Below are 19065 nucleotides of genomic sequence, written 5' to 3'. Positions count from 1 at the left end.
ACCGGAAAACGTCACCCGTTCAGCGCATACCAGATGGATAAGGGTGGCCGGGTCGCATTCGGGCAAGAGCTGTAGAGCGGTGCCCGTCGGAGCCTTCCGCGGCCTACTGTTGAGACGTGCGTTTGTCGTGCACGGCCGCGGGGTCCGGTTCCGGCCGTGGTGGCATGACGACGGGCCATCACGTGGCAACGGCACAGCCGGCTGTGAGAGGGACGGAATGAAACCGACCGAGAGTGCCGCCCCGGTCTCACGGCCGCGTGCCCGCGCGGCCTGCACGGGTATCGCGGCGCGCCTCCCCGCCACGGCGGTGGCCCTGGCCGCGCTCCTCCTGGCGACCGGCATCACCAGCGCGGTGCGCGAGGGCCACGGACTCTTCCCCGGCGGCACGGCGGGCTGGTCGCTCGCCGTGCTCACCGGCATCATCGTCGCCCACCTCGTGGCCCTCGGCCGCGACCGCTGGTGGGGCGGCACGGGATCGGGCGCCGCGCTGACGCTCGCCGTCCTCCTGCTGTACGGGTGGCTGCCGGCCGGACTGGTGAGCCTCGCCGTCGTCGTGCTGGTCGGCGCGGCGCGACGGCACCGCTGGCGGCAGGGGCTGCTGCACGGCGCCGCGGACATCCTGGGCATCGGTGTGGCCGCGCTCGTGCTCGCCGCGTTCGGGGACGTGCCGAGCGTCGAACGACCGTGGCAGCCCCTCGAATGGGGGATCGAAGCCGTACCGGAAGTGGCGCTGGCGGCGGTGGCGTATCTGGTGGTGACCCGGCTCATGCTGTGGTACACGCTGGCCCCGCAGGGCGGCGGCCTGCCGACGGCCGCCCGTACGGCCCTGCTGCGCCAGGGGCTGGTCGCCGTCGCGCTGCTCGGCATCGCCCCCCTGATCTGCGCCGTGGCCGTCTCCCTGCCCGTGCTGCTGCCGCTGTTCGCCGTCCCGCTGATCGCACTCGACTCCACCCTGTGGATCGCGCGCGCCCGGGCGGAGGAACAACTGCGCGACCCGCTCACCGGGCTGCCGAACCGTCAGTGGCTGCTGGAGCGCACCTGGACCGCGCTGGAGGACGCGGAGGGCGAGGGCCTCAGGACGGCCCTGGTCCTGATCGACCTCGATCGGTTCCGGTCGGTCAACGACACGCTCGGTCATCTGGCGGGCGACCGGCTCCTCCTCCAGATCGCCGACCGGCTGCGGCTGGCCCTGCCGCGCGGGGCCGAGGCGGCCCGCCTCGGCGGGGACGAGTTCGCCGTCCTGCTCCCGACCGCCGACTCCACGACGAGCGCCCAGCGGATCGCCCGGCAGCTCGCCGCCGAACTCTCCTCGCCGCTCGACCTCGACGGGCTGACGCTCGTCCTGGAGGCCAGCGCGGGCGTCGCGGTCTTCCCCGACCACGCGACCGACGCCGAAGGGCTCCTGCAGCGCGCCGACGTGGCGATGTACCAGGCCAAGCGGGACCGTACGGGCGTGGAGGTGTACGAGTCCAAGCGCGACTCCAACACCCCCGACCGGCTCGGGCTCCTCGGCGACCTGCGGCGCGCCCTGGACGCCGGCGACGTCGAACTGCACTACCAGCCCAAGGTCGGGTTCGACGGGCACGTGGCCGGCCTGGAGGCCCTCGTGCGCTGGGTGCACCCCGAGCGCGGACGGGTCCCTCCCGACGAGTTCATCGCCATCGCGGAGACCTCCGGCCTGATGCCGCACCTCACGGAGTACGTCCTGGAGACGGCCCTCGGCCAGGTCGCGAAGTGGCGCGCCCAGGGCCTGGAGGTCCCCGTCGCGGTGAACGTCTCCCCGCGGGACGTCCACAGCCCCGGCTTCGCGGGCGCGGTCGCCGCGCGGCTCGCCCGGCACGGCGTCCCGGCCGGGGCGCTGCAACTGGAGATAACCGAGCACGTCCTGCTGGAGGACCCCCAGCGCGCCGCGGACACTCTCGCGGGCCTGACCGGCCACGGCGTGAAGATGTCCCTGGACGACTTCGGCACCGGCTACTCCTCCCTGGTCCACCTGCGCCGCCTCCCGGTCAGCGAGCTGAAGATCGACCGCTCCTTCGTGGCACGCCTGGCCGTCGACACCGAGGACGCCGAGATCGTCCGCTGCACGGTCGACCTCGCCCACTCGCTGGGCCTCCTCGTGGTCGCCGAGGGCGTCGAGGACGACGAGACGTGGGAGCGCCTGCGGGACCTCGGCTGCGACGCGGTCCAGGGCTGGCTGGTCGCCGCGGCGATGCCGCCGGCCGAGACCACCGCCTGGCTCCGCGCCCGGGACGCCCCGGCACCCCGGCCCACCGCGGAACTCCCGCCCCCGAAGGACGCCGGACAGGTGGTCCAGTAACCGCCGCACCCGCCGCGCGCCGGGCGGCCCCGCCCGGCCGGCGCCGCCGCCGCGGGTCACGGGACGCAGGGCCCGGGAGCAGGTGGCGCAGCAGGGGTGCACACGGCCGATCCGGGGACGCGCGGACAGCGCCGCGGGGCCCCCGGGGAAACCGTTTCACGGGCATGGGGCCCGGCCCCATAGGATTGGGCCAAAACCATCACACTCACCCCTGAGGATCGCTGCATGCCTGGCATCACGCGCGAGGAGGTCGCCCACCTCGCACGGCTGGCGCGTCTGGAGCTGAAGGACGAAGAGCTCGACCACTTCGCCGGACAGCTCGACGACATCATCGGCGCGGTCGCCCGCGTCTCCGAGGTCGCCGACCAAGACGTACCGCCGACCTCCCACCCGCTGCCGCTGACCAACGTCATGCGCGCGGACGAGGTCCGTCCTTCGCTCACCCCCGAGCAGGCGCTCTCCGGCGCGCCCGCCCAGGAGCAGCAGCGTTTCAAGGTGCCGCAGATCCTGGGGGAGGACTAACACCGCCATGACGGACATCATCAAGCTCACCGCCGCCGGGATCGCGGAGAAGATCGCATCCGGCGAGCTCACCGCCGTCGAGGTCACCGAGGCCCACCTCGCCCGCATCGAGGCCGTCGACGAGAAGGTCCACGCCTTCCTGCACGTCGACCGCGAGGGCGCGCTCGCCCAGGCCCGCGCCGTGGACGAGAAGCGCGCCAGGGGCGAGAAGCTCGGCCCGCTCGCGGGCGTGCCGCTCGCGCTGAAGGACATCTTCACCACCGCGGACATGCCGACCACCGTCGGCTCGAGGATCCTCGAGGGCTGGATCCCGCCGTACGACGCGACGCTCGTGCGGAAGCTGCGCGCCGCCGACGTCGTCATCCTCGGCAAGACCAACATGGACGAGTTCGCCATGGGGTCGTCCACCGAGAACAGCGCGTACGGGCCGACCGGCAACCCGTGGGACCTCACCCGCATCCCCGGCGGCTCCGGCGGCGGCTCCTCCGCCGCCCTCGCGTCGTACGAGGCCCCGCTCGCCATCGGCACCGACACCGGCGGTTCCATCCGCCAGCCCGCCGCCGTCACCGGCACCGTCGGCGTCAAGCCGACCTACGGCGGCGTCTCCCGCTACGGCATGGTCGCCTTCTCCAGCTCCCTCGACCAGGGCGGCCCCTGCGCCCGTACGGTCCTGGACACGGCGCTGCTCCACGAGGTCATCGGCGGCCACGACCCGCTCGACTCCACCTCCATCGACGCCCCGGTCCCGCCGGTCGTCGAGGCCGCCCGCAACGGCTCCGTGCAGGGCATGCGCGTCGGCGTCGTCAAGCAGTTCCGCGGCGAGGGCTACCAGGCCGGCGTCGTGCAGCGCTTCGACGAGTCCGTCGAGCTGCTCAAGGAGCTGGGCGCCGAGATCGTCGAGCTGGACTGCCCGTCCTTCGACCTCGCCCTCTCCGCGTACTACCTGATCGCCCCGTCCGAGTGCTCCTCCAACCTCGCCCGGTTCGACGGCCTGCGCTACGGCCTGCGGACCGGCGACGACGGCACGCGCTCCGCCGAGGAGGTCACCGCCCTCACCCGCGAGGCCGGCTTCGGAGCCGAGGTCAAGCGCCGCATCATGCTCGGCACGTACGCGCTCAGCTCCGGCTACTACGACGCGTACTACGGCTCCGCGCAGAAGGTCCGCACGCTCATCACCCGGGACTTCGAGAAGGCCTTCGAGCAGGTCGACGTGATCGTCTCCCCGACGACGCCGACCACCGCCTTCCCGATCGGCGAGCGTGCCGACGACCCGATGGCGATGTACCTCGCCGACCTGTGCACCATCCCGACCAACCTGGCCGGCAACGCCGCCATGTCGCTGCCCTGCGGCCTCGCCCCGGAGGACAACCTCCCGGTCGGCCTGCAGATCATCGCCCCCGCCATGAAGGACGACCGCCTCTACACGGTCGGTGCGGCCGTCGAGGCCGCCTTCGTGGCACGCTGGGGCCACCCGCTGCTGGAGGAGGCTCCGTCGCTGTGAGCGCACTGACCAAGGCCAAGGGCTTCAAGAAGTCCAAGACCGGTACGTATCTGTCCATCGGCACCACCGCGTTCGGCGCCCTCAGCGTGGTCAAGCAGCTGCGCAAGGCCCGCACCGAGAGCGACACGCTGCTGCTGCTGGACGCCGTCGTGTCCGCCGCCGCCATCGCGACCGGCCTCGCCATCCTGGTGCGCGAGCTGAAGCGCGTCGGCGACGACGACGTCCTGTTCGGCTGAGAGGGAAAGTTTCACCGTGACCGTCATCACCGAACTGGTGCCGTACGACGACGCCCTCGCCGCCTACGACCCCGTCATGGGCCTCGAGGTGCACGTCGAACTCGGCACCCGCACCAAGATGTTCTGCGGCTGCTCGACCGAGCTGGGCGCCGAGCCCAACGCGCAGACCTGCCCCACCTGCCTCGGCATGCCCGGCTCGCTCCCGGTCGTGAACGCGACCGCGGTCGAGTCCGCCATCAAGATCGGCCTCGCCCTCCACTGCGAGATCGCCGAGTGGTGCCGCTTCGCCCGGAAGAACTACTTCTATCCGGACATGCCGAAGAACTTCCAGACCTCCCAGTACGACGAGCCGATCGCCTTCAACGGCTACCTGGACGTCCAGCTGGAGGACGGTGAGGTCTTCCGCGTGGAGATCGAGCGCGCCCACATGGAGGAGGACACCGGCAAGTCGACCCACGTCGGCGGCGCCACCGGCCGGATCCACGGCGCGTCCCACTCCCTGCTCGACTACAACCGCGCCGGCATCCCGCTGATCGAGATCGTCACCAAGCCGATCGTCGGCGCCGGCGAGCGCGCCCCCGAGGTGGCCAAGGCGTACGTCGCCGAACTGCGCGAGCTCATCAAGGCGCTCGGCGTGTCCGAGGCCCGCATGGAGATGGGCCAGATGCGCTGCGACGTGAACCTGTCGCTGCGCCCCCGGGGCACCGAGAAGTTCGGCACCCGCAGCGAGACGAAGAACGTCAACTCGCTGCGCTCCGTCGAGCGGGCCGTCCGGTTCGAGATCAGCCGCCACGCGGGCGTGCTGAACGCGGGCGGCACGGTCATCCAGGAGACCCGCCACTTCCACGAGGAGGACGGCTCCACCACCTCCGGCCGGGTGAAGGAGGAGGCCGAGGACTACCGGTACTTCCCGGAGCCCGACCTCGTCCCCGTGGCCCCGTCCCGCGAGTGGGTCGAGGAGCTGCGCGCCACGCTGCCCGAGCTGCCGCGCGTGCGCCGCAACCGGCTGCGCGAGGAGTGGGGGATCTCCGAGCTCGACATGCAGGCGATCCTCAACGCGGGCGCGGTCGACCTGATCGTCGCCACGACCGAGGCGGGCGCCCCGGCCGACCAGGCCCGCAAGTGGTGGATGGGCGAGCTGGCCCGTAACGCCAACGAGTCCGGCACCCCGCTGGACGAGCTGGCCATCACCCCGGCCGAGGTCGCCCGTGTCTCCGCGCTCGTCGCGTCCGGCGACCTCAACGACAAGCTGGCCCGCCAGGTCATCGAGGGCGTGCTGGCGGGCGAGGGCGACCCCGACACGGTCGTCGAGAAGCGCGGCCTGAAGGTCGTCTCCGACGAGGGCGCGCTCGGCGCGGCCGTGGACGAGGCGATTGCCGCCAACGGCGCCATCGCGGACAAGATCCGCGGCGGCAAGGTGGCCGCGGCCGGCGCCCTGGTGGGTGCCGTCATGAAGGCCACCCGCGGCCAGGCGGACGCCGCCCGCGTGCGCGAGCTGATCCTGGAGAAGCTCGGCGTCGAGGGCTGACCCACCTCACCGGCCCCCGTGCTCCCTCGCGGAGCACGGGGGCCGAGTCGTATCCGGCGAACGGTGCCCGCGCGCCGGCCGGTCCGGGATGATGATCCGCCGACGTGCTGTTGCGCGGAGGATCACCACTGAGGAGGACACATGCGTTACGCAGATGGGCCCCGGGTCGAGTGCGACGTCCACGTGGGGGCGCCACCGCAGCGGGTCTGGGAGCTGGTGACCGACATTCAGCTGCCGGCCAGGCTGAGCCCCGAACTGCAGCGTGCGGAGTGGACGGACGCGGCGACGACTGCTCCGGCGCTCGGGGAGACCTTCGTCGGGCACAACCGCCACCCCCTGCTCGGCGAGTGGCGGACGATGTCCCGCGTGGTGGAGCTGCGGGAGCAGCGGGTGTTCGGCTGGGCCGTGGTGGATCCGGACGGCGTCTTCGGGGGCGGCGCCCCGGACTTCGACCGGCCCCTGGCCACGTGGCGCTTCACCCTGAGCCCCGAGGCCGGAGGCACCCGGCTGCACCAGTCGGCCCGGCTGGGGCCGGCGCGTTCCGGGGTCAGCCTGGCCATAGACCGGATGCCGGACCGGGAGGAGCAGATCGTGTCCTCCCGCCTGGAGGAGCTCCGGGCGAACATCGAGGCGTCGCTACGGGGCATCAAGGCGCTGGCGGAGACCGCCGAGGGCCAGAGCGTGTCTCTTTGATCGGCTGGTCGGTTGATCGGACAGGTCCGTCCGATCAGTGATCACTGATGCGATGCGGGACCGGATCGAGCCGCTGATGCCGGCCGATCCGGTCCGTGGGCGGCGATGGGCCGGCCACCGCCGAACCCTGGAAGCCATCGCATGGAAGTACCGCACCTGCTCGCACTCCAGCGGGGCCGTGACGGCGATGCCCGCGTTGTTGACCAGCCTCCACGGTCCGGCGTCACCGGCCAGGTCCGTGACCTCGTGCACGGCTGCCTGAACCGACTTCTGTCCGTCACGTCGACGACCAGCGGGGTCCGCCGCCCCATGGCGGCAACGCGCAACCGCTCCCCGTCCTCGGGGCGTCGTACCCCTGCGATGACATGGAAGCCCACCCGGACAGGTGGAGCGCGCAGGCTTCCCCCAGTCCGGACGAGGCTCCTGTGATCAGCACGACCCGGCCCGCCGGAGGGGCGTCGGACCCGACGGCTTCAACACGCGCTCACTCCAGTTCAGGACACAGGGGCGGAGGCGCCGCGCCCAGTGACCGGCCGGCGAGCCGTCTCACTCGCTCTGCCATGACGACGCCTTGCACGGAGATCCGGTGCATCGCCTCTCGGCACGCCGTGTCCGTCGCCGCAACACGGTAGTGACGGGCAGTCCCTGGAGACCTCTCCGCGAACCCGAGCAGGGGTACCCGGGCGGCGTTCGCGACAGGAACGCGCAGGCGGCGAAGCACGGCGCCGACGCACAGCCCTCACCCTGCTGGCATCGGGTTCCCCCTCACGCCGCCAACATCCACCAACAGGGCCACAGTGAGGGGGGCACGGTCGCCCGAAGGGATGAAGGGCGGGCTCGATGTGTTGCGGCCTCACGAGGGGCCCAGTGATGATCAACATGCCAATCTCTCCCACACGCACGCCAAAGGGACGCAGTATGACTATTGCGGCGCAGGACTTCATCACCACCAAGCTCGAACGTACGTTCGAAGCGCTGGATGGCAACAACGACGGCTATGTCGACGGGTCGGACTACCAGAAGCTCGCCGACCGCCTCCTGGAGGCCTACAAGCTCGGCAAGGACGACCGTCGGGCCAGGGCGCTCCACGCCTTCGTCCAGACGTACTGGCTGGAGCTGCTTCGTCACATCGGCGCACAGGAGAACCGGCTCACGAAGGACCAGTTCGTCACCGCTCAGTACCTCGCGAGCGTCGACACCAGCCGGCTCAACATGGTCGAGGGCAGTGGTCATGTGATCTTCGACGTCATCGACGTCGACGGCGACAACGAGATCAGCAAGGCCGAGTTCACCCGCTTCCTCAAGGACGTGTGGAGGAGCGACTCGCCCGAAGCGATGTCCATGTTCTCCAAGCTGGACACCGACGGGGACGGGGTGATCTCCCGTCAGGAGTTCATCCGTGCGCAGCGTGAGCACTACCTCTCGGGCAACCCTGACGCGCCGGGCAGCCTCTTCTTCGGGCACGTCTGAGTCGGTACGGGTGAGCCGGCCCCCAACCGTACTCACTACGGGGGCTGACTCACCTGACGAACGGGGTCATGACGGTGCGACTCGCTCCACTGCGAGGAGCCGAGGTGTAGTCACCTGCGCGGCCCAACCACTCCAGGTGTCCACCAGCTCGACGTCGACGCTGCCCAAGGGTCTGGGCCGACGCCTGGCCCACCTCGCACCGTCATGGCCGCGCGCGGTTCGGGGTCGCAGCTTCCCGGCCCCGCCGAAATCCCGGGGTGAACCCGTGCCGGAAGGGCGGGCCGAGGGCGAGGGGGCCCGGGTTCCCGGGCCGGGCGAATCGTTCCGGCAGCGCCGGCCGAGCGCGACGGGCCCCCTTTCCCGGCCCGGGGGCCGTGCCGGAAGGGCGGGGCCGCGCACGCGAGGGGGCCGTCCCGGCATCCATGCCGGAACGGCCCCCGGAAGAGCGAGCTTCCGCCTACCGCTTGAAGGCGTCCTTGCCCTTCTCCTTCGCCTGCCGGACGTCGCCGCGGGCCTGCTCGGCCCGGCCTTCCGTCGCCAGTTCCTCATTGCCCGACGCCCGGCCCGCGGCCTCCTTCAGCTTGCCCTTGGCCTGCTCGGTCTTCGCCTTGGCCTTTTCGTTTGCCGACACGAGGATCACTCCTTCGACGGGAACAACGACAACCTTCCGCGTAACCGGCCGCGCGTCCGGCAAACGCATCCGTCACCCGAAGGGACGCCTTCACCGCACACCCGCACGGAATCGGCCACGGAAGGTGTGTCACCCGAAAGGCGGGGCATACGGCGGATCGGAGGTGGAAAACAATGGTCCCTTTGCTTCTCGTTCTTCTGCTCGCCCTGATCCTCTTCGGTGCGGGTTTCGCCCTGAAGGCTCTGTGGTGGATCGCCGTCATCGTCCTGGTGGTCTGGCTGCTCGGCTTCGTCATGCGCTCCGCAGGTCCCAGTGGGACACGCGGCCGCTGGTACCGCTGGTAGGCGAGTACCGGTGGACCCGGACAAGGAGCTGCTGGGCGGGCTGACCGTTGACGACAGCCGGCCCGAGCAGCCGATCCTGCTGGACGGGCAGGGCATGCCCCTGCGCACGTGGCAGGAGAACTACCCGTACGACCGCAAGGTGCGGCGCGGTGAGTACGAACGCACCAAGCGCGTGCTGCAGATCGAGCTGCTGAAGCTCCAGCGGTGGATCAAGGACACCGGTGGACGGCTCGTCGTGGTCTGCGAGGGCCGGGACGCCGCGGGCAAGGGCGGGACCATACAACGGTTCATGGAACGCCTGAATCCCCGCGGCGCCCGGGTCGTCGCGCTGGACAAGCCCACCGAGCGGGAATCCGGGCAGTGGTATTTCCAGCGTTACATCGCCCACCTGCCCGCCCCCGGTGAGATCGTCTTCTTCGACCGGTCCTGGTACAACCGGGCCGGAGTGGAAAAGGTGATGGGATTTTGCTCGCAGGACGAGTACGAACTGTTCCTGCGGCAATGCCCGCAATTCGAGCGGATGCTGGTCGAGGACGGGATTGTCCTCGTCAAATTCTGGTTCTCGGTTTCCCGGTCGGAACAGCGCACGCGGTTCGCGATCCGTCAGGTGGATCCCGTCCGGCAGTGGAAACTCTCCCCGACCGACCTGTCGTCCCTCGACCGCTGGGACGAGTACACCACGGCGAAGGTCGCCATGTTCCGGGCGACCGACACGACGGAGGCGCCGTGGACGGTCGTCAAGAACAATGACAAGCGCCGCGGCCGTCTGGAGGCCATGCGGCACCTGCTGTGGCGCATCGACTACGACCGGAAGGACCCCGAGGCGGTCGGCACTCCGGACCCGCTGATCGTCGGGGCCGCGCAGACCCTGCTCGAACCGGGTGAGGAGGACAGCGTCCTGTCGCCCACCCCGCTGGCGGACAACATCACCGGCCCGGGGGAGCACCCCCGCACGTAGGGGGCACCCCCGCGGACGCTTGGTGCATGGCCTTGCCGCCCCCGCAGTGGGGGCGGCAAGGCCATGCACGGGACCGGACTGTCCCGTGGGGGGTGCGGTGCTTCTGCCCCGAGTCCCGTCGATCATGCCTGTCCGGTGCGGACCGGTTGCGGCACGGTGCCGACCGGGCCCGATGACGCGTGCGACCGTCCGGCCGTCGGGCACGTCGACGAGGCGAACCCGGGGCACCGGACCCGGACGATCACCGCCGAGCCCGGCCGGACCCGTACCGTCGTGCACTCCGCCGCCGACGCACACGACCGGTGCGACGTCGAGGTCACCGGCCCGGAGGGCTTCCGCCGCCGCCTCATGGGGCGCATCGAGAACGGCTGTCCGGGTGTCTCCGGCCGGACACCTCACCGGGCGTGGCCTTTCTCACAGCCCCTCACCGGCGCGTATCGCTGTGAGTAAGGCCACGAAAAGGGCAAACGATCACTTTAGGCTGCCAGAGTGACCGTACGAAATTCATGTGTTCTATACGGGCAATCCCCGATATAGGGGCACGAACCACAGGGAGCAACCCGTTGGCAGCCCTCGCCCGGTGGTGCATCGATCATCGCCTCGTCGCCGTCCTGCTCTGGCTTCTCGCCTTCGGCGGCGTCTCGGCGGCCGCGAGCATCGCCGGCCCCGCGTACTCCAATGACTACGGGGTCTCCGGCACCGAGTCGGGGCGGGCCGCCTCCCTCCTCGAGGAAGGCTTCCGGGGCACCGGCGGGGACAGCAACACCATCGTCTGGCACACCGACCGCGGCAGTGTCCGCGCCACCGGTGTCGAGGAGCGCGTCACCGGCATGCTGGACGAGGTCGCCGAGCTGCCCGGCATCGCCGCCGTGATCAGTCCGTACGACGACGAGGGCGCCGGCGGGATCAGCGAGGACGGCCGGACCGCCTACGCCACCGTGACTTTCGACAAGCCGGCCGAGGACATCACCGAGGGTGAGGCCCGGGCCGTCGTCGACACCGCGCGCCAGGCCGCCGGCGACGGCGTCCAGGTGGAGCTCGGGGGCAGTGCCATCGCCCTCACCGAGGCGCCCGCCTCGCACACCGCCGAGATCGTCGGCGTGGCCGTCGCCGCCGTCGTCCTCTTCCTGGCCTTCGGCTCGCTCGCCGCCAGCCTGCTGCCGATCGCCACCGCCCTCGTCGGCGTCGGCACCGCGTACGCGGGCATCGTGCTGCTCGGCCACGCCATGACGGTCGCCGACTTCGCGCCCATGCTGGGCATGCTCGTCGGACTGGGCGTCGGCATCGACTACGCGCTCTTCATCGTCACCCGGCACCGCAAGAACCTCAAACGCGGTCTGCCCGTCGCCGAAGCCGCCCGGAACGCCGTCGCCACCACCGGCCGGGCGGTCGTCTTCGCCGGAGCCACCGTCTGCATCGCCCTGCTCGGCATGCTCATCCTGCGGCTCGGCTTCCTCAACGGCGTCGCCATCGCCGCCTCGCTCACCGTCGTCCTGACCGTCGCCGCGTCCGTCACGCTGCTGCCCGCACTGCTGTCCTTCATCGGGATGCGCGCCCTGTCCCGCCGCGAGCGCCGCAAGCTCGCCGAGCACGGCCCGCAGCCCGAACCGCCGACCGGCTTCGCCGCCCGCTGGTCCGCCTTCGTCGAACGCCACCCCAAGCTCCTCGGCGGCATCGCCGCCGTCGTCATGCTGGTCCTGGCCCTGCCCACGCTCGGCCTGCACCTCGGTACCTCCGACCAGGGCAACCATCCAGCCACCACGACCACCCGCAAGGCGTACGACCTCCTCGCGGACGGCTTCGGCCCCGGGGTCAACGGCCCCCTCACCCTGGTCGCCGAGCTCGACGGCGCCGACGACCGGCTCGCCCTCACCGCCCTGCCCGAGGCGCTGCGCGACACCCCGGGCGTGGAGACGGTCAGCCCGGTCGCCTACAACGCGAGCGGCGACACGGCCGTCCTCACCGTCGTCCCCGACTCCGCACCCCAGTCCCAGCAGACCAGCGACCTCGTCGACCGGCTGCGCGACGACGTCCTGCCGCGCGCCGGGCACGGCACCTCCCTGGAGGTGCACGTCGGCGGCGTCACGGCCGGCTACGACGACTTCGCCCAGGTCATCATCGGCAAGCTGCCCCTCTTCGTCGGCGTCGTCATCGCCCTCGGATGCCTGCTGCTCCTGCTCGCCTTCCGCTCGATCGGCATCCCGCTCAAGGCCGCCGCGATGAACGTCGCCGCCGTCGCCGCCGCCTTCGGCATCGTCGTCGCGGTCTTCCAGTGGGGCTGGGGCAGCGAACTGCTCGGCCTCGGCCGGGCCGGGCCCATCGAACCCTTCCTCCCGGTGATCGCCGTCTCCGTGCTGTTCGGCCTGTCCATGGACTACCAGGTCTTCCTGGTCAGCCGGATGTACGAGGAGTGGCTGGAAACCGGCGACAACCGGCGGGCTGTCCGGGTCGGCCTCGCCGAGACCAGCCGTGTGATCAACTCCGCCGCCGTCATCATGATCGCCGTCTTCCTGGCGTTCGTCCTGTCCGGCGACCGGGTCATCGCGATGTTCGGCATCGGTCTGGCGGCCGCCGTCGCCCTCGACGCCTTCGTCCTGCGGACGCTGCTCGTGCCCGCCCTGATGCACCTGCTCGGCGGCGCCAACTGGTGGCTGCCGCGCTGGCTGGACCGGATCCTGCCGCGGATCAGCATCGAAACCCCCGAGGCCCGCGCCACGACCCGTGCGAGGATCGCCGGTCAGCGCACGAGCGAGGACGGGGAACTCGTGCCCTAGGTTCTGTCGTCGAATGTCACGCCCCCATCAGGAGTGAGGCGAGGGTGACGGCTGCTTCGAAGGACGGGGCGACATGATCCACCAGCGATGATCATTCAAGACGCCGCCCGGTCCCGCAGGACCTTCACGGCCCGGTCGAAGGCCGAGTCCTTGTTCTGGTCGAACTCCTCCGCGGTGAAGACCGGCTCGGTGAGGTGCGGCGGAATGCCCGCGCCGTCGAAGGTCCTGCCCGACCGGCTCAGCAGCTCCTCGTTCGGCAGCCAGACCGACATGCCGTTGGGGAGCTTGCGCACCATGACGTCCGAGAAGACGCCCTGCGTGGGCTGCCCGATCCGCACGGTCCGGCCGGGCCGGTCCATGAGGGCCTGGGTGAAGGTCTCTCCCGCGCTGACGGTCGAGCCGCCGGTCAGCACGGCGACCGGTCCGGTGTAGCGGGGGCCCTGGGCGGGCGTGACGTACAGGGGCTGGGGGCGCGTGTGCCGGGTGGGGTCCGCGGGATCGTTGCGAGCCCGCTTGGAGTAGGCGAGGTAGGGGGTGTCGGTCAGCCGCCCGGCGATGTGGAGCCCCATGGCGTCGGAGCCGCCGCCGTTGATCCGCAGGTCGATGACCAGGCCCTTCAGGTGCCGGGTGCGCTCCTGGTCGAGGACCGTGTCGAGCGCCTTGTCGAGCTCGGCCAGCTCGGCGGCGTAGGAGGCCTCGCCGCCCGCGTAGCCGCCGAAGCCGGAGATCCGCAGGTAGCCCTGCCCGCCGGGGAGGTCGGCGTAGGTGATCCGCCCGGCGGCGAAGTCCTGGAGGGTCCGGGCGTTCTTGAGGTCGCGCTCCACGACGAACTTCTTGACCTTGGCGTCGAGCTTCCCGTCGGGCCGGACGGTGCCTGGGCGGACCTGCGCGAAGGCCCGGTCGGGGTCGCCGTCGCCGTCGCCGTCGGCGTCCCGGACGGCGACGTGGGCGTCGTGGAGCGGCTCGACCATCCTGCTGAAGACGGCGAAGAGTTCGTCCGGGGTCGTCCCTTCGTGGACGGTGGGCCGGTAGCGGTCGCGTACGGCGTGCCAGTCGATGCCCTTGGCGGCGAAGAAGGGGTAGTTCTCCTCGAAGGACTGCCAGAAGACGTCGAAGGAGGCGAGCGGGCCCCCGGGGGCGGGACGCCTGCAGGCGTCGGGTAGTTCCGTCATCCGGCGCAGGTTCCGTTCGCCGACGTCGCCGTCCAGCCGTACGGAAGCGCGGTCGCGGTCCCCGCGGGTGCGCACGGTGAGGACGGTGCCTCCAGGCGCGGTGTAGGCGCCGGGGCCGGTCCGCTGCGCGGTGTCGCCCGCGATGCAGCTGACGGCGGTGATCTGGTACTCCTGGAGGGTTCCGTTCCGGATGGACAGCACGGTGCCGTAGCCGTCGGTGCGCCAGATTCCGTCGGTGGCCGGCTGGTGGGCGGTGGCGGCCGGCGCGGCTGCGCCGACGAGGGCCAGGACGACGGCGGTGGCCGTGACGATGCGCACGATCTTGCCTTGTCTGTGGGTGACTTGCTGGGTACCACCCCACGGTCGCCGACAGGGGATCCACCGGGCCATCCGGCTGCCCGGCCGATCGGGGGTGGGGCCAGCCCCCGCTACCCGCGGTACCCGGGGAGCACACACCTGGGGAGTGTCCTCGAAGTGGCGCCAGCCGGACGAGACTTCGACGACACGGCCCAGGGGTGTCCTGCCGGCCGGGTCGGCCCGACGAGCGGTGTCCGGTGCGTGCAGCTGCCAGGCGGAGGAGGGAGCCACCGCGGTGGGGGCGCCTCCCGTGCCGAAGGGCGACGGGGGACACGGGCGGCCGGCCACAGCCGGTAAATGCGTGTGCCGGACGCCGCCGGCCCGGCATGATCGGCAGGACACCCCCTGCCGGTCGTGGAGGACTGAGGACGATGTACGCGATATCCCTGGGCGACGACGGAGCGGAACTGCGTCCCCTCGAACCGTGGCAGGCCGAGGAGTACCTCGCCCACCTCGACAGGGGACGCGACTACATCGGCCGGTACGTCGGCCTGCCCGACGTCTGCACGGACCTGCCCGCGACGCGGGCCTTCCTCCAGGGCTACGCCGACAAGGCCGCCGCCGACACCGGCCGCATCTGCGGCATCTGGCTGGAGGACGTCCTGGTGGGCGGGGTCATGCTGCGCACCATGGACGTGGCCACAGGGGTGTGCGAAGCCGGCTGCTGGCTGGAACCCACGGCCGCCGGACGCGGGCTCGTCACCCGCGCCGCCCGCGTCCTGATCGACTGGGCGGTCGAGCAGCGCGGCATGCACCGCGTCGAATGGCACGTCTCCTCCGAGAACACCGCCAGCATCAACGTCGCAAAGCGCCTCGGCATGAGCAAGGACGGCGTGCTGCGCGAGTCGTACCCCTACCGGGGCGTCCGGCACGACATGGAGGTCTGGTCCGTCCTCGCCCCCGAATGGCGTGCCCTGCGCACGACTTAGACCCCGCCCCGGGGCGGGCGGGTGCCCGCCTAAGGCCCTCCGGGGCCCCGGGATGAGGCACTCGCCCGATGCGGCCGCCCCACCTGGCGCACGAGAGTGGAGACACACCGCACGTCCCACCTCGACCAGGGAGAACACGATGTTCGCGTACGAACTCCACCGGGCCCGCCACGCCGACCTCGTCCGCCAGGCGGAGGCCCACCGGCTGGCCGGACTCGTCCGCAACGGCCGCCGCGCCCGCCGCACCACCGTCCGCCGCCCCGGCGGCAACGGCCCCGAAGGGCCGGTGAACAGCACCGGCGACAGCCCGCGGTCCCGCTTCGCCCGGGCCGCGTGAGCCCGGCGCCATGGCGGCCGCGCCCGTCCTGCCGAAATCCTGTCCCGCGTGGTCGGACGCCTGTGCGATGCTCGGCGACGTGGAAACCAGGTCCGTCAGCCCGGTGTTCGTCGGCAGAGCCGGCGAACTGACCGAACTCACCGAAGCGCTCGCCCGCGCCGCCGCGGGCGAGCCGCAGGCACTGGTCGTCGGCGGCGAGGCAGGCGTGGGCAAGACCCGGCTCCTGGAGGAGTTCCTCGACCGGGCGCGCGCCGAGGGCGCCGTCGTCGCCGTCGGCGGCTGCGTGGAGATCGGCGCGGACGGGCTGCCCTTCGCCCCCTTCTCCGCCGCCCTGCGCTCCCTGCGCCGACTGCTCCCCGACGAGCTCGTCGCCGCCGCCGAGGGCCAGGAGGGCGAACTGGCCCGGCTGCTGCCCGAACTGGGCGACGCGGCCGGTCACGAGCCGCACCACGAGGACAGCACCGCCCGGCTGTTCGAGCTGACCGTCCGCCTGCTCGAACGCATCGCCGCGGACCGTACCGTCGTCCTCGCCCTGGAGGACCTGCACTGGGCCGACGCCTCCACGCGCCACCTCCTCGCCTACCTCTTCCGCACACTGCGCCGAGGACGGCTCGTCGTCGTGGCCACGTACCGCGCGGACGACATCCACCGCCGCCACCCGCTGCGCCCCCTGCTCGCCGAGCTGGACCGGATGCGCACCGTGCGCCGCATCGAGCTGCCCCGCTTCACCCGCACCGAGGTGCACCGCCAGCTCACCGGCATCCTCGCCGCCGAGCCCGCCCCCGCCCTGGTCGACGACATCTTCGGCCGCTCCGACGGCAACGCCTTCTTCGTCGAGGAGCTCGCCGTCTGCAGCGACTGCGGCCCCGGCGAGCTCAGCGCGTCGCTGCGCGACCTGCTGCTCGTCCGCGTCGAGCGGCTCCCCGAGGACGCCCAGAAGGTCGTCAGGACCGTCGCCGAGGGCGGCTCCACCGTCGAGTACGGACTGCTGGCCGCGGTCGCCCGGCTGCCGGAGGACGACCTCATCGAGGCGCTGCGGGCCGCCGTCAACGCCAACATCCTGCTCGCCGTGCCCGACGGCGAGGGGTACCGCTTCCGGCACTCCCTCGTCCGCGAGGCCGTCAGCGACGACCTGCTGCCCGGCGAGCGCTCCCGCCTCAACCGCCGGTACGCCGAAGCGCTGGAGGCCGAACCCGCGCTCGTACGGGCCGACGAGCGCGCCACCCGGCTCGCCAGCTACTGGTACCACGCCCACGACGCCGCCAAGGCCCTCCCCGTCGTCCTGCAGGCCTCCGTCGAGACCCGCAAGCGCCACGCGTACGCCGAGCAACTCCGCCTGCTGGAGCGGGCCATGGAGCTGTGGGACGACGTCCCCGAGGAGGTCCGCGCCTCCCTGCGGCCGATCGACCACGCCGACGCCTACCCCGCGTGCGGCTGCGACTCCGACGCCACCCCGCTGCGCTACCTCGACCTGCTCGCCGAGGCCGCCGTCGCCGCGCGGCTGTGCGGCGAGCGCGAACGGGCCCTGAAGACGGTCAAGCGGGCGCTGCGCCTCCTCGACGAGGAGAACGACCACCTGCGCGCCGCCTGGTTCTGGGCCGAGCGCTCCCGCCTCATCTCCAACCTGGGCCGCGGCGACGGCTGGGCCGAGATCGCCAGGGCCCAGGAACTGGTCAGCGGTCTGCCGCCGTCCGCCGTGCACGCCCGGGTCCTCGCCGTCGCCGCCGGCTGGGGCATGCTGCACGCCCCCGGCCCGGAGAGCCTCGCCGCCGCCGAACGGGCCGTCGAGTACGCCCGGCTCGTCCAGGCCGAGCCCATCGAACTCAACGCCCGGCTCACCCTCGGCGGCCTCATGGTCGACGCGGGTGACATCGAGGACGGGCTGGCCACCATGTACGCGGTACGGGACCGGGCCCGCGAACTGTGCCTGCGCGCCGAGACCGGGCGCGCCTACACCAACCTCAGCTCCTGCCTGGAGGCCGTCGGCCGGTCCCGTGAGTCGGTACGGGTCGCCACGGAAGGCGTCGCGTACTCGCGCAGCCGCGGCCTCATCGACAACGAGGGCTGGGTCCTCAGCAACCTGATCGAGGCACAGATCTCGCTGGGCCACTGGGACGAGGCGAGCGAGGGCGCCCACCGGCTCCAGCGCATCGCCTACAGCACCAAGCCGCGCGGCTCCGCGCACCAGAAACGCGCCGAGATGGCCCTGCTCCGCGGCGAGGCGTCCCTGTGCCAGGAGCACGTGGCGCTCGCCCACGAGGCCTACGGCAAGCACGACCCGATGATGCAGTACCTGCTGCCGCTGGACCGGCTCGCCCTGGGCGCCGCCGCAGCGCGGGGCTGCATCGCCGACGTACGCACCGGACTCGCCCGCACCGCGCGGACCGGGTTTCCGACCGGCAGCCATCGGTACGCCTGGCCGCTCCTGCTCACCGCCGCCACCGCCGAGGCGGACACCCTGGGGCTGCCCTCCTCGGCCGAGGGGCGACCCGAGGCGCTGGAACTGATCCGCTCCTGCGCCCGGCAGCTCGCCACGCCCGTCCCCCTCTGGCGTGCCTACGCCCTTTACGTCGCCGCCGAGCTGGACCGCGCCGAGGGCCGCACCGACGCCGACCGCTGGGCGGAGGTGGCCGGCGCCTTCGCTCCGCTGGAGCGCCCCTACGACCTCGCCCGCGTCCGGCACCGCTGGGCCGACGCGCTGCTGGTCGAGGGCGGCAGCCGCGAGCGGGCCGCCGCGCTGCTGCGCGAGGCGCACCTGGTCGCCGTCCACCTCGCGGCCCATCCCTTGCGCGAGGAGCTCGAACTGCTCGCCGCCCGTGCCCGGCTTCCCCTGAGTCCCGAGCCCGCCGCGCCCGGCCCCGGGGAGGAGACCGGTGACGGCTTCGGCCTGACGCCCCGCGAACAGGACGTCCTGCGACTGGTGGCGGAGGGCCGCACCAACCGCCAGATAGCCGAGGAGCTGTTCATCTCACCGAAGACGGCGAGCGTCCACGTCTCCAACATCCTGTCCAAGCTCGGCGTCTCCGGCCGTGGCGAGGCGGCCGCCCTCGCCCACCGCCTCCACCTGCTGTCCGGGGCCACCGCCTGACGCCCCGCGGGGCGCCGGCGCCGGGGGCTCGGGAGTGTCGCCGGCCCGGGGAGCGACGCGGATCGTGACCCGGCCCGACGTGAGGTCTATCGGACCGCGCGAGGGGTCGTTGTCCCCCAGGTCCTCACGGGTCAGGGCGAGGCGGCGCTCCTCGTCACGGGTGTGCTTGCGGCCCGGCGCGAAGAGCTCTTCCATCAGGTTGAAC

General features: G+C 72.0%; 16 protein-coding genes and 2 pseudogenes. 15 read left to right on the top strand and 3 right to left on the bottom strand.

Features of this window, described 5'->3' with window-relative positions; all coding sequences use genetic code 11:
• The first annotated feature begins 217 nt into the window (after positions 1–217).
• The 8 genes and pseudogenes from IH00_RS0114720 to IH00_RS0114690 all read left to right on the top strand — a co-directional run bounded on the left by IH00_RS0114720 (position 218) and on the right by IH00_RS0114690 (position 8270).
• On the top strand, positions 218–2320 hold the full coding sequence (locus IH00_RS0114720) for a putative bifunctional diguanylate cyclase/phosphodiesterase (protein ID WP_031073578.1): 2103 nt from the start codon (positions 218–220) through the stop codon (positions 2318–2320).
• A gap of 225 nt (positions 2321–2545) precedes the next feature.
• Positions 2546–2842: an Asp-tRNA(Asn)/Glu-tRNA(Gln) amidotransferase subunit GatC gene (gatC, locus tag IH00_RS0114715; RefSeq protein ID WP_016642027.1), complete on the top strand. Its 297-nt coding sequence runs from the start codon at positions 2546–2548 to the stop codon at positions 2840–2842.
• A gap of 7 nt (positions 2843–2849) precedes the next feature.
• Positions 2850–4343 (top strand): Asp-tRNA(Asn)/Glu-tRNA(Gln) amidotransferase subunit GatA, encoded by a 1494-nt coding sequence (gene gatA / locus IH00_RS0114710; protein WP_031073575.1) that lies wholly within the window; start codon positions 2850–2852, stop codon positions 4341–4343.
• Entirely contained in the window at positions 4340–4579 is a 240-nt protein-coding gene (locus IH00_RS0114705; RefSeq protein ID WP_031073572.1) for a hypothetical protein, read from the top strand. The genes gatA and IH00_RS0114705 overlap by 4 nt, the downstream gene beginning before the upstream one ends.
• 16 nt (positions 4580–4595) lie before the next feature.
• Entirely contained in the window at positions 4596–6107 is a 1512-nt protein-coding gene (gene gatB / locus IH00_RS0114700) for an Asp-tRNA(Asn)/Glu-tRNA(Gln) amidotransferase subunit GatB (RefSeq protein WP_031073570.1), read from the top strand.
• 141 nt (positions 6108–6248) lie between these two features.
• Positions 6249–6800, top strand: coding sequence for an SRPBCC family protein (locus IH00_RS0114695; protein WP_031073568.1), 552 nt, complete (start codon positions 6249–6251; stop codon positions 6798–6800).
• Between the two features lie 52 nt (positions 6801–6852).
• Positions 6853–6963: pseudogene (locus tag IH00_RS43360) on the top strand (IS5/IS1182 family transposase); the annotation flags it as partial.
• Positions 6964–7718: 755 nt separating this feature from the next.
• On the top strand, positions 7719–8270 hold the full coding sequence (locus IH00_RS0114690) for an EF-hand domain-containing protein (protein ID WP_031073566.1): 552 nt from the start codon (positions 7719–7721) through the stop codon (positions 8268–8270).
• A gap of 457 nt (positions 8271–8727) precedes the next feature.
• Here IH00_RS0114690 and IH00_RS40230 read toward each other — a convergent pair whose 3' ends face one another.
• Positions 8728–8901, bottom strand: a complete 174-nt coding sequence (locus IH00_RS40230) for a CsbD family protein (RefSeq protein ID WP_078887752.1) — start codon at positions 8899–8901, stop codon at positions 8728–8730.
• Between the two features lie 173 nt (positions 8902–9074).
• On the opposite strand from IH00_RS40230, the gene IH00_RS0114680 reads away from it, so the two are divergent.
• The 4 genes and pseudogenes from IH00_RS0114680 (at position 9075) to IH00_RS0114665 (ending at position 12977) form a co-directional block, all read left to right on the top strand.
• A complete protein-coding gene (locus IH00_RS0114680; RefSeq protein WP_031073563.1) occupies positions 9075–9245 on the top strand; it encodes a DUF5670 family protein in 171 nt (56 codons plus the stop codon).
• A gap of 10 nt (positions 9246–9255) precedes the next feature.
• A complete protein-coding gene (gene ppk2 / locus IH00_RS0114675; protein ID WP_031073562.1) occupies positions 9256–10203 on the top strand; it encodes a polyphosphate kinase 2 in 948 nt (315 codons plus the stop codon).
• Between the two features lie 195 nt (positions 10204–10398).
• Positions 10399–10590 (top strand): annotated as a pseudogene (locus IH00_RS44055) (phospholipase domain-containing protein); the annotation flags it as partial.
• A gap of 176 nt (positions 10591–10766) precedes the next feature.
• A complete protein-coding gene (locus IH00_RS0114665; RefSeq protein ID WP_031073558.1) occupies positions 10767–12977 on the top strand; it encodes an MMPL family transporter in 2211 nt (736 codons plus the stop codon).
• A 95-nt stretch (positions 12978–13072) separates the two neighbouring features.
• Here the strand turns inward: IH00_RS0114665 and IH00_RS0114660 are convergent, their stop codons facing one another.
• Positions 13073–14467: a S41 family peptidase gene (locus IH00_RS0114660; RefSeq protein WP_031073556.1), complete on the bottom strand. Its 1395-nt coding sequence runs from the start codon at positions 14465–14467 to the stop codon at positions 13073–13075.
• Between the two features lie 410 nt (positions 14468–14877).
• On the opposite strand from IH00_RS0114660, the gene IH00_RS0114655 reads away from it, so the two are divergent.
• From IH00_RS0114655 to IH00_RS0114645, 3 genes are all read left to right on the top strand, one after another.
• Positions 14878–15435, top strand: a complete 558-nt coding sequence (locus tag IH00_RS0114655) for a GNAT family N-acetyltransferase (RefSeq protein ID WP_031073554.1) — start codon at positions 14878–14880, stop codon at positions 15433–15435.
• A 139-nt stretch (positions 15436–15574) separates the two neighbouring features.
• Positions 15575–15772, top strand: a complete 198-nt coding sequence (locus IH00_RS0114650; RefSeq protein ID WP_031073552.1) for a hypothetical protein — start codon at positions 15575–15577, stop codon at positions 15770–15772.
• 10 nt (positions 15773–15782) lie between these two features.
• A complete protein-coding gene (locus IH00_RS0114645) occupies positions 15783–18860 on the top strand; it encodes a helix-turn-helix transcriptional regulator (RefSeq protein WP_420710876.1) in 3078 nt (1025 codons plus the stop codon).
• Here the strand turns inward: IH00_RS0114645 and IH00_RS45425 are convergent.
• On the bottom strand, positions 18741–19055 hold the full coding sequence (locus IH00_RS45425; RefSeq protein WP_420710878.1) for a DUF6191 domain-containing protein: 315 nt from the start codon (positions 19053–19055) through the stop codon (positions 18741–18743). The two genes, IH00_RS0114645 and IH00_RS45425, sit on opposite strands and share 120 nt — an antisense overlap.
• Positions 19056–19065: the final 10 nt, after the last annotated feature.

It is taken from the genome of Streptomyces sp. NRRL S-118, from assembly GCF_000716335.1.
Taxonomy (GTDB): domain Bacteria; phylum Actinomycetota; class Actinomycetes; order Streptomycetales; family Streptomycetaceae; genus Streptomyces.
This window is presented reverse-complemented; position numbering and strand designations above follow the sequence as displayed.

Excerpts from the sequence above, each read along its gene's own strand:
- IH00_RS0114655 (WP_031073554.1), top strand. The coding sequence starts at position 14,878 with ATGTACGCGATATCCCTGGGCGACGACGGAGCGGAACTGCGTCCCCTC.
- IH00_RS0114650 (WP_031073552.1), top strand. The coding sequence starts at position 15,575 with ATGTTCGCGTACGAACTCCACCGGGCCCGCCACGCCGACCTCGTCCGC.
- gatC (WP_016642027.1), top strand. The coding sequence starts at position 2,546 with ATGCCTGGCATCACGCGCGAGGAGGTCGCCCACCTCGCACGGCTGGCG.
- IH00_RS0114695 (WP_031073568.1), top strand. The coding sequence starts at position 6,249 with ATGCGTTACGCAGATGGGCCCCGGGTCGAGTGCGACGTCCACGTGGGG.
- IH00_RS45425 (WP_420710878.1), bottom strand. The coding sequence starts at position 19,055 with ATGGAAGAGCTCTTCGCGCCGGGCCGCAAGCACACCCGTGACGAGGAG.
- IH00_RS0114645 (WP_420710876.1), top strand. The coding sequence starts at position 15,783 with ATGGCGGCCGCGCCCGTCCTGCCGAAATCCTGTCCCGCGTGGTCGGAC.
- IH00_RS0114680 (WP_031073563.1), top strand. The coding sequence starts at position 9,075 with ATGGTCCCTTTGCTTCTCGTTCTTCTGCTCGCCCTGATCCTCTTCGGT.
- gatA (WP_031073575.1), top strand. The coding sequence starts at position 2,850 with ATGACGGACATCATCAAGCTCACCGCCGCCGGGATCGCGGAGAAGATC.
- IH00_RS0114690 (WP_031073566.1), top strand. The coding sequence starts at position 7,719 with ATGACTATTGCGGCGCAGGACTTCATCACCACCAAGCTCGAACGTACG.
- IH00_RS0114720 (WP_031073578.1), top strand. The coding sequence starts at position 218 with ATGAAACCGACCGAGAGTGCCGCCCCGGTCTCACGGCCGCGTGCCCGC.